Origin of the sequence: Pseudomonas sp. ATCC 43928 (assembly GCF_005938665.2) — a bacterium.
Classification (GTDB): domain Bacteria; phylum Pseudomonadota; class Gammaproteobacteria; order Pseudomonadales; family Pseudomonadaceae; genus Aquipseudomonas.
The window spans coordinates 348935-365347 of sequence record NZ_CP041753.1 but is presented as its reverse complement, the minus strand read 5'-3'; the positions used below and the strand labels follow the sequence as shown (position 1 = coordinate 365347).

9 protein-coding genes and 3 rRNA genes are annotated in these 16413 nt (G+C 57.7%); 6 read left to right on the top strand and 6 right to left on the bottom strand.

The genetic code is table 11. From position 1 onward, the window contains the following. Positions 1 to 103: 103 nt before the first annotated feature. Positions 104 to 442 (top strand): hypothetical protein, encoded by a 339-nt coding sequence (locus tag FFH90_RS01695; RefSeq protein WP_019582912.1) that lies wholly within the window; start codon positions 104 to 106, stop codon positions 440 to 442. A 48-nt stretch (positions 443 to 490) separates the two neighbouring features. Here FFH90_RS01695 and lapD read toward each other — a convergent pair whose 3' ends face one another. Both lapD and lapG read right to left on the bottom strand, forming a co-directional pair. Beyond that, positions 491 to 2437: a cyclic di-GMP receptor LapD gene (gene lapD, locus FFH90_RS01690; protein ID WP_018930301.1), complete on the bottom strand. Its 1947-nt coding sequence runs from the start codon at positions 2435 to 2437 to the stop codon at positions 491 to 493. A 14-nt stretch (positions 2438 to 2451) separates the two neighbouring features. Then, the gene (lapG, locus tag FFH90_RS01685; RefSeq protein ID WP_018930302.1) at positions 2452 to 3144 is read right to left on the bottom strand and encodes a cysteine protease LapG; all 693 of its coding nucleotides are present in this window, start codon (positions 3142 to 3144) and stop codon (positions 2452 to 2454) included. 266 nt (positions 3145 to 3410) lie between these two features. Here lapG and FFH90_RS01680 point away from each other — a divergent pair, with 266 nt between their 5' ends. The 5 genes from FFH90_RS01680 (at position 3411) to FFH90_RS01660 (ending at position 10496) form a co-directional block, all read left to right on the top strand. Further along, positions 3411 to 4121, top strand: a complete 711-nt coding sequence (locus tag FFH90_RS01680) for a GntR family transcriptional regulator (RefSeq protein ID WP_018930303.1) — start codon at positions 3411 to 3413, stop codon at positions 4119 to 4121. 744 nt (positions 4122 to 4865) lie between these two features. Further along, positions 4866 to 5642 carry a DUF3050 domain-containing protein gene (locus FFH90_RS01675; protein ID WP_019582916.1) on the top strand — a complete coding sequence of 259 codons (777 nt, stop codon included), beginning with the start codon at positions 4866 to 4868 and terminating at the stop codon, positions 5640 to 5642. Beyond that, positions 5639 to 6568 (top strand): diiron oxygenase, encoded by a 930-nt coding sequence (locus FFH90_RS01670; protein ID WP_018930305.1) that lies wholly within the window; start codon positions 5639 to 5641, stop codon positions 6566 to 6568. The genes FFH90_RS01675 and FFH90_RS01670 overlap by 4 nt, the downstream gene beginning before the upstream one ends. Before the next feature lie 13 nt (positions 6569 to 6581). Then, the gene (locus FFH90_RS01665; RefSeq protein WP_138866589.1) at positions 6582 to 9998 is read left to right on the top strand and encodes a non-ribosomal peptide synthetase; all 3417 of its coding nucleotides are present in this window, start codon (positions 6582 to 6584) and stop codon (positions 9996 to 9998) included. Positions 9999 to 10028: 30 nt separating this feature from the next. After that, positions 10029 to 10496 carry an SRPBCC family protein gene (locus tag FFH90_RS01660; protein WP_018930307.1) on the top strand — a complete coding sequence of 156 codons (468 nt, stop codon included), beginning with the start codon at positions 10029 to 10031 and terminating at the stop codon, positions 10494 to 10496. A 121-nt stretch (positions 10497 to 10617) separates the two neighbouring features. Here the strand turns inward: FFH90_RS01660 and FFH90_RS01655 are convergent, their stop codons facing one another. The 4 genes from FFH90_RS01655 to FFH90_RS01640 all read right to left on the bottom strand — a co-directional run bounded on the left by FFH90_RS01655 (position 10618) and on the right by FFH90_RS01640 (position 16290). Next, positions 10618 to 12498: a methyl-accepting chemotaxis protein gene (locus FFH90_RS01655; protein WP_018930308.1), complete on the bottom strand. Its 1881-nt coding sequence runs from the start codon at positions 12496 to 12498 to the stop codon at positions 10618 to 10620. A 406-nt stretch (positions 12499 to 12904) separates the two neighbouring features. Next, positions 12905 to 13020: ribosomal RNA gene (gene rrf, locus FFH90_RS01650) — 5S ribosomal RNA — on the bottom strand. A 107-nt stretch (positions 13021 to 13127) separates the two neighbouring features. Further along, positions 13128 to 13243, bottom strand: a 5S ribosomal RNA gene (rrf, locus tag FFH90_RS01645). A gap of 155 nt (positions 13244 to 13398) precedes the next feature. Beyond that, positions 13399 to 16290: ribosomal RNA gene (locus FFH90_RS01640) — 23S ribosomal RNA — on the bottom strand. Between the last annotated feature and the right edge of the window lie 123 nt (positions 16291 to 16413).

Sequence of the window (16413 nt, the reverse complement as noted above, 5' to 3'; positions counted from 1 at the left end):
CCCACACCTCACGGGTGACGATTTCGTCGTCGCACCGCATACTCGCCTGCGTTGGCCTATGCTGCTGACAGCACGACGCTGGTCCATTTCCGAGGGATGCTTAATGTTTTACGTGCAACGCGATGCGCAAGGTCAGTTAGTGCGCGTGGAAGCCACGGCCTACGCCGAGGCCACGGAAACGCTGCCGGCCGACCACCATGAAATCCAGGCCTGGTATGCCCACGAAGTGGTGGAGACCAGCCTCAAGCAGCTCAAGCAGAGCGACCTGGAGATGATTCGGGTACTCGACGACTTGATTCAGGTGCTGACCCAAAAAGGCGTGATCCGCGTCACCGACCTGCCGCCGGCCGCACAGGCCAAGCTGATGGACCGGACCCAGGCACGTGAGGCGTTGGGCGGGTTGAGCCAGTTGATCGATGATGATGAGACGGGGTTGATTTAACCCCTGACGCCGATCATTCCCACGCTCTGCGTGGGAATGATGAGCGGGCTACTGCCAAGGCTTCGGCTCACCAAACAACTGCCCCTGAACCCCGTACAACCCCATCTCGCGAATCACCGACAACTCCCCTTCGGTCTCGACCCGCTCGGCAATCAACGGCAAATCGATGCTGTGCGCCGCTCGCTGAATCGCCTCGATGAACAGACGCTTGTCGCTCTCCTGATCAATCGCGCGGATGTAACTGCCGTCGATCTTCAGATACGCCAGCCCCAGCCGCGCCAGGTTGCCGATCATGCTGAAGCGCCCACCAAAACGCTGCAGACTCAGCGAGAACCCAAGCTCACGCAAACGCCGCGTCAGCTGCTCCAGTACCGCCTGCTCGGGCAGTTGCTCTTCGCCGATTTCCAGGGTCAGTCGTTCGCCAAGATTCGAATGCTGACGCAGGATATCGAACACTGCGTTCAGCGCCTGCGGGTCCGCCAGTGTCGCCGAAGACAGGTTCAGCGCCAGCGACTCCTCATGGTCGACCATCTGCTCGAGCACCAACTCCAGCATCAAACGGTCCAGTCGCGCGGTCCAGCCGAAACGCTCAAGCCATGGCAAGAAACGCCCGGCGGGAATGGTCTGGTCCTGCTCGTCGAGCAGGCGCGACAGCACTTTGTAATGCAGCACCAACTCTGTGTCGTGGCTGGCCACCACCGGCTGGAAATACAGCTCGAAACGCTGCTGGTCCAACGCCTGATCCAGCAGGGTGTGCCAGGCGTGGTGATCGTCGCCAACCCGCGCCGGCGCGCCCTGATCGAGGCATGCCCAGCTCGGTTCACCCTGGCTTTCTGCCTGGGCCAGTGCCTGATCCGCCAAGCCGATCACCGCTTGCGGCGAGTCGCCATGGGCAAACGGCGCCAACCCGATCGAAGCCACCGAAGCCACGTCCGTGGCGCCCGTCGCATGCAGGCTCCCCAAGGCACTTTCGAGATTACTCGCCAGTTGCAGCGCTTCTTCACGCACCAGCCCCGGTGCCAGCACGGCGAATTCCCCGCCACGAATACGCGTCACGAGGTTCTGGGTTTCCGGGTACTTGGCACACTCGCGGGACAACTGCTCGCCGACCGCTTTCAACAATTCATCGGTACGCTGACCGCCCAGCCGCTGGTTCAAACCGGCCAGATCCTTCACCCGCAACAGCAGCAAATAACCGGAGCTGGCCTGCTCCGAGTTGTTCAAACGCGCGTTCAATTGCATTTCGAAATAGCGCCGGTTGGCCAGGCCGGTCAGGTTGTCCTGATAGGACTCGGCCCGCAGCTTTTCACTGCGTTCGGCCTGCTCCTGGAACAGCGCCTTGAGCTTCTCGACCATCTGGTTCATGGCCTGCACCACCCGGCGCAGTTCCGGGGTGCGCGGCAGTTCTGGCAGGCTTAAGAATTCCCGGCGAGCAATGGCATGGGATTGCTTGACCATGTAGTCCAGCGGCTTCAGTTGCCGACGCAGCAACAACGCGCCCAGCACCGCACTCACCGCGCCGCAGAGCAGCAACCAGCCGAGGCTGCCCAACGCGCTCTGCCACAGCTTGGCCAACGCGAACATCGGATGGCTGACCACCTCGACCCGCGCGGCCTGCTCCCAGCCACGGCTGACAATCGCATCGCCACCGGCCGGTTCCAGGCCGATCAGTTTGACGAACCAGTCGGGCACGTTGGTGACCGCGGGGATGCCGCTGCGCTCGACAATCGTCTTGTCATTGGCCAGATCGACCACGCGGATGCTCGCGTAGTAACCGCTGTCGAAGATTGAGCTGACCAGCAACTCGACCATCGCCGGGTCGTCGATGTTCGGCGTCAGGGACAGCGCCAATGCCGTCGCGGCGTCCTGGGCGTGAGAACGCAACTGGTTGACGTACTGGGTGCGAGAGCTTTCCAGACTGACCATGAAGCTGCCGGTGAAGGCGACCACCAGGAACAGACAAATAGCGATCAACAGCTGTTTGAACAAAGACATCTGAGCGCGTGCTCCTAGTTAATCGTCTCGACCGGGAAACCTTCGGCCTGCATTTTCTTCAACACGTCCTGCCAGCGAGACAGGCGTTTGGTGTCTCCGACCTTCTTGTTGCCCTTGGCACCCGGCAGCCACAACCCTTCGGCATTGAAAGAGTAGACCGGCAGCAAATCGGTTCGCTGGTTGGCGGGCTTGATTGCATCGATCAGGCTGTCGAGCACCAAAGGCATGGCCTCGGGGCTCGCGTAGTAGGTCAGCACCATGTGCGCGCGGTTCAGGCGCAAAGCCTTGACGTAGGTAATGCGCAGCTTGTCACTGGAGACACCAAGATGACGCAGACTGAAATACTTGGCGATAGCGTAGTCTTCGCAATCGCCGGCGCCCTTCCACAAGGCTTCGATGGGGGTTTCCCAATAATCGACCTCGTGCCACAGGTCGATGTCTTCTTCGTAGCGCATCTGCCTGTTGAAGAACTGGTTGACCACGTTGAGTTGCTCCAGCTCGCCGACTTGTTTTTGCGTGGCCAGCAACTGCTGCCAGGCATCGATGCGCTGCCGCCCTTCACCCAAAGGCCCGTACAATGCCTGCGCACGACGGCTGATCAGCGAAAAATCCCAGTCGGCATGCAGCCCGCCCAGCATGACGCCGGCCAGCAGCAGTGCGCAGCCTAGCCAGCGCAAAGTCCGAGGGATCGCGAAACGTACCGCCAATGCGAGGCATCCAGATCAGGCAGATGGAAATCTGGCTTGATGGTGAAGGTTAGTCTGCTAAAAGACAATGGCACGGTGAGATCACCGCCAACACGCTAAACTTTGCATTACGGGTGCAATAAAAAGATCGCAGCCTTCGGCAACTCCTGTGCCGAAGTCTGCAGGAGCTGCCGAAGACTGCGCCTTTTGACCGTTTGACAACCCGTCAGGCAGTCACTAGTGTCCATTTGGATCCAAATACTTCAGCCAATCAGGGTGCGTTTGTCGTGACACAGAAGCCCAACCCTCTCAGCAGCATCAAGGTCAACGGGCCGATTCCCGCTCATCTGGCACGCTCGGTGATCGAAGAAACCCTGCGCGCGGCCATTCTCGACGGTCGAATTCCTTGCGGCACCGCCCTGCGTCAGCAAGACCTCGCCGACCTGTTCGGCGTTAGCCGCATGCCGGTGCGCGAAGCCTTGCGCCAGCTTGAAGCGCAAGCGCTGCTCAACGTGATCGCCCATAAAGGCGCGGTGGTCGCACCGTTGGTTCAGGGCGATGCGGCAGAGACGTATGAGTTGCGGATCCTGCTGGAGTCCGAAGCCTTGCGTCGGTCGATCCCCCTGCTTGAAGACGCCGATTTCAAACAGGCTGCACACTACATCGACGAGTTGGAAACGGAACACGACTACACCGAGATCGGCCGGCTCAATCGCCTGTTCCACATGGCGCTTTACAACAAAGCCCCCAACCAGCGGCTGCTGAAGCTGGTCGAAGACGGGTTGAACGAAGAGGAACGCTTCCTGCGATTCAACCTGGAAGCCATGGGCCTGGGCAAACTGTCCCAGGAGGATCACCGAGCGCTGTTGCGGGCCGCCGAGGACCGGGATATCGAGCACTCGGTGATGTTGCTCGAAAACCACCTCAACCGGGGTGTCGAAGTCATTACGCACTACCTCGCAAGCCCTGAGGCGCAGCGCAGGAAAACCTCGAAGTAAACCGCGGTGACAACCCCGAGCGAGCCATTGAACGGCTCGCCGCGATTTCTGGTTGATCCGCCCCTGGACTGCTCGACGAACAAATCTGCTTACAAATCCCCCTTTCGCCCACACCGCGCCGGTGTGCAGCGACTTCATGCCCACTCCCAAAGCCCTGTCACCCACGAGCCCGATAATTGCACCTATCAGATCATGCAGGGGTGATAGCGAGCGCCGTGAATTACGCTCACTCTTGAGCTGCCAACGAATAATGACGGGCGACGCACCGCACCCCGGAGCAGTCACCCGCACCACAAGAACCAACGGAAGGAGTCTTGTCACGGGAAAGGAAGAACCGGCGTCGCTCCCAGCCAACTTCCACCCCCTCAGATCACATCAATGACCCAAGTAGAAAGTTGCTTCGAGTGAGGCATTCACTCTTTATTTGAATTTTGGCTTATATACGCCGAAAGGAGCAACTACGCCCAAATAAAACTTTAAATAAAAGTCTTATTGGAACTTGTCGCACTCGAAAAAGTTAAACTTTCAATTAATTAAAAAAACACTTGCCCGACACTTTATTCATGCATTAGTTTTTCTCCGCCGCCCACAAACACCGGGGCCAAGCACTACTCAGCGATTGCATAACCCTAATAAGCATCAATTCAATTGAGGCACCCGCTCGCCAATAGAAAACTTCAAGCAACCGTTACTTATTGATCAACACCCCCTCAACGGTATTCCAGATCACTTATAGGCTCGCTCATGAAACCGACTAAAGATCGTCTTAATCAGAAGAAAGCAGAACTTAGTGCGCACCCGATTTTTTCTGAAATACATTCGTTATCGGTGCTTCAACGCTTCATGGAAACCCATGTGTTCGCAGTGTGGGATTTCATGTCGCTGACCAAACGCCTGCAACAGGAACTGACCTGCGTTCAGCTGCCCTGGCTACCGCCACGAGATCCGCAGGCCGCGCGTCTGATCAACGAGATCGTGCTCGGTGAAGAGTCCGATGATCGTCCCGCCCAAGGTCACTACAGCCATTTCGAGTTGTACCTGGATGCGATGCGCGAAGTCGGTGCAAGCACGGTCGCCGTCGAACGCTTCGTGGCGTTGCAAAAAGAAGGCGTGAGCTACGACGTGGCCTTGCAAAGCGTGGACGTCGACCCGGCGGCCGCACAGTTCGTACGCCACACCTTGCACACCGCGTTGCATGCGCCGGGGCATAGTGTGGCGGCGGCGTTTCTGCACGGCCGCGAGAGTGTCATCCCGCAGATGTTCCAGCGGATTCTCGACGACTGGGGCATTGGCATCGAACAAGCGCCGACCTTCCGTTACTACCTGGAACGGCACATCGAAGTCGACTCCGAAGACCACGGCCCGGCGGCGGAAAAACTCCTCGCACGCCTGGTCAATGGCGATCCGCAGCGCGAAGAAGACGTATACGCCAGCGCCATCGCCGCCGTGGAAAGTCGCATCGCCCTGTGGGACGGCTTGCGCCTGAGCATGAGCGAACCGGTTGCCGAGGTGAACGCATGAATGCCGCCGACTACCAATCCTTCGCCGACGCCTGGGAAAGCCGCGCAACCATTCGCACCCGCCCCCGGCGTGTGCTGGAGAACGACGACAAGCTGATCTATCCGCTGAGCCGCCAGCCGCTGGTGCTGAGCGAAACCTTCCTGCGCGAATGCCCGGAACAACGGGACTTCGCCCTGGTACAGACGCTCTACAAGTTCATCAATGACGTGGTGATTTTCGAAACCGAGATCGTCGACAAAACTGCCCGCAGCATCGCTAAAAACCGCTTCAGCGTGGCGTTCCCGTTCGCCTGTCGCTACGACGCCATGACCGTGGTGGTGGACGAGGATTACCACGCTCTGGTGGCCATGGACTTCATGCAGCAGACCGTCGCCATGACCGGCATCACCCCCATCGAACTGCCGGATGAAATCGAACTGAGCCGTGCCATCCCGGCGGCCGTGGCCCTCGCACCGGAGCACCTGCGCAGCGCTGTGGAGCTGATCTGCGTGGCCATCGCCGAGAACACCGTGACCGGCGACGTGGCGGCGTTCGCCAAGGACGACACGGTCAAGCAATCGATCAAGGGCCTGATGGCCGACCACTTGCTGGACGAGGGCCGTCATTCCGGGTTCTGGTCGCGGTTGGTGCGCATCTACTGGCACACCGCAAGCGAAGACGATCGCCAGTGCATCGCGCACATCCTGCCGGTGTTCATCGGCCATTACCTGACCAACGACATCCAGAAGTCCTTCGACTTCCGCCTGATCGACGCCTTGCAGATCAGCGACGCAGCACGTCAAGCCCTCAAGAGCGAAATGTCGGGGCTGGCCTTCCCGATCAATCGCCATCACCCGCTGGTCGCCAACATCGTGCGGTTTTTCCGCAGCAGTTCGCTGCTCGATTCACCGTGCGTGCAAAGCGCCCTGAGCGACTACCTGGTTTAACGAGGAGAACATCATGAGACGTCTCGATATTTTGCTCATCGGGCAAAGCCAGGCCCTGACCGAACTGGCGCTGGAGCTCGAACAACACGGTCATTCACTGGCGCGACTTGCGAATGTGGAAGAACCACCGCCAGGCCTATTTGATTTGCTGATCGACGATGCGAGCCTGCCATTTCGGGACTTCGGCAATGCGCCGCACCTGATGCTGCAAGTGGGTGTCGGGGTGTCGGGAACTAGCGGGCTGCCACCGCTGGACCTGCTGTGCACGTACAACTCGACGCCGTTGAGTCGCGTGCCGGTCGCCGAAGAGTTGTCCGGCAACGGCCAGGCATTGCGCCTGCGAGCGGTGGCCGAGCTGGTCGATCATGTGGCGCTGCTGGTCAGCCGCTTCTCCCGGGATGCCGACTATTTCCTGCAGGCCGAGCCGACGATTTCCGCGCACTTCGAACAGGTGGAAAACCTGCTGTTTTTAGAGCACCTGGCCTTCGTCCACCGTCTCAACAACACGGCAGAACCACGACTTCTGCAACTTGGGCAGATCCCGATGATCGAGCGGCTTGAACAGCGCTTTATTCAGTCTGCCGAGCGTGCGGCGCTGAACATCGCCGGCACGTCGCTGACCTATCGAGAACTGCACGCCCACAGCCGCGCCATCCAACAGCGATTGCAACCGTTGCTCGATCAGCATCAAGGGCCTCTGGTGGTCGGAGTTTGCCTGCCAAAATGCAGTGCGTTGTATGCGGGGATTCTGGCGATCCTCGGCAGCGGTGCGGTGTACCTGCCGCTGGAGCCGAGCCACCCGCTGCAACGTCAGCAGTACATTCTGGAAAACGCTGGAGCGGTGTTGTTGCTGCATGACGGAGAGCATCCACTCAGCGAGACGATGCCGGGGCTGGACATCAGCCGTATCGACAGCGGCGATGTGAACCTCGATCAACCCTTGATGCGCCAACGCCCCGATCTCGACGCGCCATGCATGGCGCTCTACACCTCGGGCACCACAGGTCACCCCAAAGGCGTGCTGCTCAGCCAGGCCAACCTCGCGCACTTCACCGCGTGGTACGCCGACTACGTGCAGCTGACCGAACAGAGCCGGGCGTTGCAGTTTTCATCGTTGAGTTTCGACTCGTCATTGATCGATATCTTCCCGACCCTGCTGCAGGGTGCAGAGCTGATCGTGCCCAACGAGGACCAACGTCGCGACCCGCTGCAACTGGTCGAGCTGATCCGCCACCAACAACTCAGCCATGCCTTTTTGCCGCCAGCCTTGCTGAGCATCCTGCCGCTGGATCAGTTGCAGGTCCTCGATCATGTGATGACCGGCGGCGATGTCTGCGAACCCTACGTAGTCCAGCAACTGACCCGCCAAGGCAATCTCTACAACCTCTATGGCCCGACCGAAGCCACGGTGCTGATCACCGCGCGGCAACTGCGTACCGGCGACAGCAACCGGACCCTCGGTGCACCGATTGCCAACAGTCAGGTGCTGATCCTCGATGAGGATTTGCAACCGGTGACCGAGCAAACCGTCGGTGAGTTGTACATCGTCGGCCCGGGGGTGTGCCTGGGTTACCTGAACAATCCGCAGCAGACTGCCGAACGCTATCTGAACCTGCACCTGCCGAACGGCCAGAGCCTGCGCGCCTACCGCTCCGGCGACATGGCCAAGTGGACCGCCGACGGTATCGAGCTGTGCGGACGGCGAGACAATCAGGTGAAGATTCGCGGCTTTCGGGTCGAGCCGGAAGAGATCGAACGCTGCCTGCGCGACAGCCAGCTATACCGTCAGGTGGCGGTGGTCATCGATTGTCATCGACGGATTCTGGCCTTTCTCGCGCAACCCCAGGAAGCGCAACCCGGTGCCGCTCGCGAAGCCTTGAAAGCCCATGCGATGCAGTTTCTGCCGGACTACATGCAGCCGATCGCCTGGACTGAACTGGCGAGCATGCCGTTCGCCAGCAACGGCAAGGTCGACCGCAAAGCGCTGCTGGAATTGCCCGTCAACGTGACCGAAAACAGCCCACGGTGTTTGCCCGCCAGCGCCGATGAAGCGCTGTTGTTGGAAATCTGGGCTGAGCTGCTGGAGCTGCCCGCCAGCGACATTTCCACCGACGAAAGCTTCTTCAACCTCGGTGGGCACTCGATCCTGCTGTCGCGCATGCTCCTGCGTTTGCGTGAGGAGTTCGGCCGCAGTATCTCGATCAACCGCTTCATCGAACTACCGACGATTGCGAAGCTGGCGACGTTGGTGCGCGGCTCCGGGACCGAGGAAGTGTTGAGTGAAAAAGCCCTGGCCGATGCCTTCCGTGAACTGGACATCGAGCCGCTGCCGATCAGCCGAATGGGCGATGTGCACAAGGTGATCGTCACCGGCGCCAACAGCTTTGTCGGTGTGCATATCGTCGAAGCGCTGCTGGCCTGGGGCGCCAGCGAAGTGGCGTGCCTGGTGCGCGATGGCGATGGGCAATCGGCGGCGCAACGCTTTGCGGATGCGTTGCGGGAAAACCGCCTGGAGCATCTGGACCTGAGCCGGGTGCAGGTTTACGCGGCAGACATCACTCGCCCGCAACTGGGGCTCAGCGAAGCGGTTTACGAACGGCTGGATCGAGAGTTCGGCGCACTGGTGCACAACGCCGCCAACGTCAATCACGTCCTCGATTACGAGTCGTTGGCGCGGGATAACGTCGAACCGATTTTCGAGTGTCTGCGCCTGTGTGAAGGACGCAGCAAGAAGATCTTCAACTTCGTCTCGACGCTCTCGGCGTCCAGCACGATTTCCGACGATGGCCGGGTCCTGGAGTTGCCCGCCGCGCAGACACCGCCGATCTACATCAAGAACGGCTACAACCTGTCCAAATGGGTCGGCGAGCGGATCCTCGAAAGGGCGCGGGAACGTGGGGTTCGGGTCAATCTTTATCGCCCCGGCAATATCAGCTTCAACAGCCTCACCGGCGTCTGCCAGCCCCACAAGAATCGCCTGATGCTGATGCTCAAGGGCTCGATCCAGCTCGGTCAGGTACCGGAGTTCGCACTGAATTTCGACCTGATGCCGGTGGATTTTCTCGCCCGTTTCATCGCCTTCCATGCCAGCCGTTACCAGGCCGAAAAAGCGGTGTTCAACCTGCACAACCCCGAACCCCTGAGCTGGGACACCTACGTGGCTTCCTTTCGCGAAGCCGGTCGGGAGTTCTCGATGGTCAGCGTCGCCGACTGGCAGCAGCAATTGGGCCGGGTCGACAGTGATAACGCGCTGTTTGGCGTGCTGGGTTTCTACCTCAACGGCTTCGAGGAAGACATCGGCGACATCTCGATGATCGGCCACGACAACGCCCAGGCCGGTGTACGGCAGATGGGCGCGCACTACCCGGAAAAATCCCCGGCGCTGCTGCGACGCGGCTGCGACTACCTCAAAGAAATCAACTTCATCTGATTCACCCTAACCCCGCACGGAGCAAAAAACATGAATACTCTGCAACCCGATACCCTGATCAAAAACCCTCAAGGCTGCCACGTTGTGTCTTCGGTGGAAGTACCGGCCGACGCGGCGCGAGTCTGGACAGTGGTCGGCAATTTTGCCGGCTTCGACCGATTCATTCCGGCGCTGTCGCACATCGAGATGACCGGCGAAGGTGTGTCGTCGCTGCGCAAGAAGTTCTTTAAGGACGGCAACCTGGTGGTCGAGCAGCTCAACTCCCGCAACGACCAGGCGCTGAACATGACCTGGACCACGATCTACAACACCTTGGGCGTGGCCAATTTGTGGGCGGCGATGAGTGTGGAATCCCTGGGTACAGACAACTCGCGGGCGACCTGGACGATCATCGCCGAACCGGCCCAGGGCGGCGCCGAGGCCCTGCCGGGGTTCAAGCAGTTCGTTCAGGGGTTTGCCGATGATGCGATGGGGAATGTGGTGAAGCTGTTTGTGTAGCGCTTCGGTTCAGCGGTGACTGATCTACCGCTATCGCAGGCAAGCCTCGCTTCTACAGGTTAGCTCTTGTAGGAGCGAGGCTTTCACGCGAAGAACGATAACGCGATCCTACTGACCTCAATCAGATCTTGAAGCTATCAACCAGTTGCTTCAAACGATTGGCCTGCTGGGACAGCGCATCACAATCCTTCAATGTTTCATTGAGGTTGGCCACGCTCTGCTGGTTCAGCAGGTTGATCTGGTTGACGTCGACGTTGAGGGTTTCGACCACGGCCGTCTGCTCTTCGGTCGCCGCGGCCACCGATTGGTTCATGCCGTCGATTTCGCCGATGCGCTGGGTCACGCTGACCAGTCGCAGGCCGGCCTGGTTCGCCACTTCGACGCTCTGCTCGCTGGACACCTGACTGGCGTTCATCGTAGTCACCGCCTCGCGAGAACCGATCTGCAGCGAGCTGATCATCTTGTGGATCTCTTCCGCCGACTCCTGGGTGCGATGAGCCAGGTTGCGCACCTCATCCGCCACCACCGCAAAACCACGACCGGCCTCACCGGCACGGGCCGCTTCGATGGCCGCGTTGAGCGCCAACAGATTGGTCTGCTGGGAGATGCCTTTGATCACATCCAGAATGTGGCCGATGTTGTCGGTGCTCGCGTTCAGGGTCTCGATCTGCGTGCAGGACAGGCTGATTTTCTGCGACAGCTCGGTCATGGCCTGGATGGTTTGTTCCACCACCTGACGGCCGTCATCGGCCTGCTCGCTCGCGCCGCTGGCGTGTTGCGAAGCATCAGCGGCATTGCGGGCGATTTCCTGGGTGGCGGCGCCCAATTGGTTGATCGCCGCGGCCACGCTGTTGGTGCGGGCGCTTTGTTCGTCGGAGCCGATGATAGAAGCGTTGGACGATGCCATCACCCGTTGCGACAGATCATGAACCTGGCGGGTCGCCGAGGACACTTCGCAAATCGATGCGTGAATCCGCTCCACGAACTGGTTGAAGGATCCACCCAACTCGCCGAACTCGTCTTTGCTTTCTACGACCAGACGACGGGTCAGGTCGCCCTCGCCCTGAGCGATGTCCTGCATCGCACGGCCCATCGTGGTCAGCGGACGCATCAGCACGTTGATCAGCAAGCTCAGCAGCACGGCAATGGCCGTCACAGCGATGAACATCGCGATCAGCGCCGAGGTGCGGAACTGGCTCAGTGGTGCATAGGCCTTGGCCTTGTCGATCGATAGACCAACGTACCACTCGGCATTCGGCAAACCGCTCACCGGTGTGAACGAGAGGATGCGGTCCTGCTTGTTCAGTACGACTTCCTGGATGCCTTTCTCGATGCGAACACTGGAACCCGGATAGATGTCTTTCAGGTTCTTCATCACTTGGTCTTTGTCCGGACTGACGATCACCTGACCGTCGGCACTGACCAGGAATGCGTGACCGATACCACCGAAGTCCACCGAGTTGATGATTTTCACCAGGGTTTCCAGGCTCAGGTCACCGCCGACCACGCCCAGCAGTTCGCTGTTCTTTTTCACCGGTATGGCAACGGTCACCACCAGCCCGCCGACCGCAGCCATATAAGGCGGGGTCAGCATGGTCTTGTCGGCGACCACGGCTTGTTTGTACCAGGGGCGCTGACGCGGGTCGTAGCCGTCTGGCATCTTCGCGTCGGGGCGCTGGGTGAACATGCCATTGGCCTGCCCGACGTAGGTGAACTGGAAGTTCGAGGTGAGGGCCGGTTGATCGACCAGCCCTGGCAAGTCAGCATTGGCACCCTGATGGGCGACGTTCTGCGCGAGGTTTTCCAGGACCAGCACGCGGCCGCTCATCCAGTTCTGCACGCTGCTGGCAGTCAGGTCGCCTGCTTGCTCAACGGAGGACTCGATGTTTTGCCGAATGGTGTTTCGTTGCAGATAGTCGTTGTACAAAGTGAACAACGCAAACGCCAGCACCACGACGCCTGAAGCGGCCAGCAGGATTTTATGGCTGAACTTGAGATTCATTTCATGGGACTTCTTATGCCAAAAGTGGGGATGCGTTCCGGGTTGCAACATTCCATGTAACAGCGCAGACGGCATTCTGAAGCCGCTCTACTTTGGTGCACGCATGTCTCACCAGTCTTTCGGCACGAGCGGGAGAAAACTTAAGGATTTGTACAAAACTCGTCAGATAACCGCCGAACGGCGTGCTAGAAGGGACGGATTATTGGGCTTACCGCACGTCATGATCGCGGTGTTGGGTGTTTTGGCTGTGGTGTATCGATGAGGGGGGTCTATATCTGATGCTACTGGCTCGAAGGAGTAGCGAGACACGCAGACCTGGATTTGACCCGCTTCAGACTTAGACTTCTATAAGCCCAGAAAGACAAAACCCCTGTCTGCATAAGCAGACAGGGGTTTCGGAATTTAATCTTGACGATGACCTACTCTCACATGGGGAAACCCCACACTACCATCGGCGATGCATCGTTTCACTTCTGAGTTCGGGATGGGATCAGGTGGTTCCAATGCTCTATAGTCGTCAAGAAATTCTGTGACCAGCCCGTTACAGCGGTAACGTGCCGGCAAAATTGGAGACTTCTACTAAAACAAAACCCCTACCTGCATACGCAGATAGGGGTTTCGGAATTTAATCTTGACGATGACCTACTCTCACATGGGGAAACCCCACACTACCATCGGCGATGCATCGTTTCACTTCTGAGTTCGGGATGGGATCAGGTGGTTCCAATGCTCTATGGTCGTCAAGAAATTCGGGTACCGAACCGTCTTTCGACGCTTCAGCAAATTGGGTATGCGATAGTTTGTGCGGTTTTTGTGAATGCTTGCGAACTTTCGGTTCATTGCGTCTTCACACACCGCAATCTGGTGTCCTTTCGGATCAGCAAATTGCTTGGGTGTTATATGGTCAAGCCTCACGGGCAATTAGTATTGGTTAGCTCAACGCCTCACAGCGCTTACACACCCAACCTATCAACGTCGTAGTCTTCGACGGCCCTTCAGGGGACTCAAGGTCCCAGTGAGATCTCATCTTGAGGCTAGTTTCCCGCTTAGATGCTTTCAGCGGTTATCTATTCCGAACATAGCTACCCGGCAATGCCACTGGCGTGACAACCGGAACACCAGAGGTTCGTCCACTCCGGTCCTCTCGTACTAGGAGCAGCCCCTCTCAAATCTCAAACGTCCACGGCAGATAGGGACCGAACTGTCTCACGACGTTCTAAACCCAGCTCGCGTACCACTTTAAATGGCGAACAGCCATACCCTTGGGACCGGCTTCAGCCCCAGGATGTGATGAGCCGACATCGAGGTGCCAAACACCGCCGTCGATATGAACTCTTGGGCGGTATCAGCCTGTTATCCCCGGAGTACCTTTTATCCGTTGAGCGATGGCCCTTCCATACAGAACCACCGGATCACTAAGACCTACTTTCGTACCTGCTCGACGTGTCTGTCTCGCAGTCAAGCGCGCTTTTGCCTTTATACTCTACGACCGATTTCCGACCGGTCTGAGCGCACCTTCGTACTCCTCCGTTACTCTTTAGGAGGAGACCGCCCCAGTCAAACTACCCACCATACACTGTCCTCGATCCGGATAACGGACCTGAGTTAGAACCTCAAAGTTGCCAGGGTGGTATTTCAAGGATGGCTCCACGCGAACTGGCGTCCACGCTTCAAAGCCTCCCACCTATCCTACACAAGCAAATTCAAAGTCCAGTGCAAAGCTATAGTAAAGGTTCACGGGGTCTTTCCGTCTAGCCGCGGATACACTGCATCTTCACAGCGATTTCAATTTCACTGAGTCTCGGGTGGAGACAGCGCCGCCATCGTTACGCCATTCGTGCAGGTCGGAACTTACCCGACAAGGAATTTCGCTACCTTAGGACCGTTATAGTTACGGCCGCCGTTTACCGGGGCTTCGATCAAGAGCTTCGCGTTAGCTAACCCCATCAATTAACCTTCCGGCACCGGGCAGGCGTCACACCCTATACGTCCACTTTCGTGTTTGCAGAGTGCTGTGTTTTTAATAAACAGTCGCAGCGGCCTGGTATCTTCGACCGGCGTGGGCTTACGCAGCAAGTGCTTCACCCTCACCGGCGCACCTTCTCCCGAAGTTACGGTGCCATTTTGCCTAGTTCCTTCACCCGAGTTCTCTCAAGCGCCTTGGTATTCTCTACCCAACCACCTGTGTCGGTTTGGGGTACGGTTCCTGGTTACCTGAAGCTTAGAAGCTTTTCTTGGAAGCATGGCATCAACCACTTCGTGTTCTAAAAGAACACTCGTCATCAGCTCTCGGCCTTAGAATCCCGGATTTACCTAAGATTCCAGCCTACCACCTTAAACTTGGACAACCAACGCCAAGCTGGCCTAGCCTTCTCCGTCCCTCCATCGCAATAACCAGAAGTACAGGAATATTAACCTGTTTTCCATCGACTACGCTTTTCAGCCTCGCCTTAGGGACCGACTAACCCTGCGTCGATTAACGTTGCGCAGGAAACCTTGGTCTTTCGGCGTGGGTGTTTTTCACACCCATTGTCGTTACTCATGTCAGCATTCGCACTTCTGATACCTCCAGCAAGCTTCTCAACTCACCTTCACAGGCTTACAGAACGCTCCTCTACCGCATCACCTAAGTGATACCCGTAGCTTCGGTGTATGGTTTGAGCCCCGTTACATCTTCCGCGCAGGCCGACTCGACTAGTGAGCTATTACGCTTTCTTTAAAGGGTGGCTGCTTCTAAGCCAACCTCCTAGCTGTCTAAGCCTTCCCACATCGTTTCCCACTTAACCATAACTTTGGGACCTTAGCTGACGGTCTGGGTTGTTTCCCTTTTCACGACGGACGTTAGCACCCGCCGTGTGTCTCCCATGCTCGGCACTTGTAGGTATTCGGAGTTTGCATCGGTTTGGTAAGTCGGGATGACCCCCTAGCCGAAACAGTGCTCTACCCCCTACAGTGATACATGAGGCGCTACCTAAATAGCTTTCGAGGAGAACCAGCTATCTCCGAGCTTGATTAGCCTTTCACTCCGATCCACAGGTCATCCGCTAACTTTTCAACGGTAGTCGGTTCGGTCCTCCAGTCAGTGTTACCTAACCTTCAACCTGCCCATGGATAGATCGCCCGGTTTCGGGTCTATTCCCAGCGACTAGACGCCCTATTAAGACTCGCTTTCGCTACGCCTCCCCTATTCGGTTAAGCTCGCCACTGAAAATAAGTCGCTGACCCATTATACAAAAGGTACGCAGTCACCCAACAAAGTGGGCTCCCACTGCTTGTACGCATACGGTTTCAGGATCTATTTCACTCCCCTCTCCGGGGTTCTTTTCGCCTTTCCCTCACGGTACTAGTTCACTATCGGTCAGTCAGTAGTATTTAGCCTTGGAGGATGGTCCCCCCATATTCAGACAAAGTTTCTCGTGCTCCGTCCTACTCGATTTCATTGACAAGAGATTTTCGCGTACAGGGCTATCACCCACTATGGCCGCACTTTCCAGAGCGTTCCGCTAATCTCAAATCAACTTAAGGGCTAGTCCCCGTTCGCTCGCCACTACTAAGGGAATCTCGGTTGATTTCTTTTCCTCAGGGTACTTAGATGTTTCAGTTCCCCTGGTTCGCCTCTTGCACCTATGTATTCAGTACAAGATAACCATCTTATGATGGCTGGGTTCCCCCATTCAGACATCTCCGGATCAAAGTCTGTTTGCCGACTCCCCGAAGCTTTTCGCAGGCTACCACGTCTTTCATCGCCTCTGACTGCCAAGGCATCCACCGTATGCGCTTCTTCACTTGACCATATAACCCCAAGCAATCTGGTTATACTGTGAAGACGACATTCGCCGAAAATTCGCATGCTCAATTAAGAGCAACTCACAAATTTTACCTTAGCCTGATCCGTTACCAGTGAAAGTAACGTTC

What these genes read in the sequence shown, in the direction of transcription:
- FFH90_RS01670 (WP_018930305.1), top strand. Translation starts at nt 5,639, where the DNA reads ATGAATGCCGCCGACTACCAATCCTTCGCCGACGCCTGGGAAAGCCGC.
- FFH90_RS01695 (WP_019582912.1), top strand. Translation starts at nt 104, where the DNA reads ATGTTTTACGTGCAACGCGATGCGCAAGGTCAGTTAGTGCGCGTGGAA.
- FFH90_RS01655 (WP_018930308.1), bottom strand. Translation starts at nt 12,498, where the DNA reads ATGAATCTCAAGTTCAGCCATAAAATCCTGCTGGCCGCTTCAGGCGTC.
- FFH90_RS01665 (WP_138866589.1), top strand. Translation starts at nt 6,582, where the DNA reads ATGAGACGTCTCGATATTTTGCTCATCGGGCAAAGCCAGGCCCTGACC.
- FFH90_RS01675 (WP_019582916.1), top strand. Translation starts at nt 4,866, where the DNA reads ATGAAACCGACTAAAGATCGTCTTAATCAGAAGAAAGCAGAACTTAGT.
- lapD (WP_018930301.1), bottom strand. Translation starts at nt 2,437, where the DNA reads ATGTCTTTGTTCAAACAGCTGTTGATCGCTATTTGTCTGTTCCTGGTG.
- FFH90_RS01660 (WP_018930307.1), top strand. Translation starts at nt 10,029, where the DNA reads ATGAATACTCTGCAACCCGATACCCTGATCAAAAACCCTCAAGGCTGC.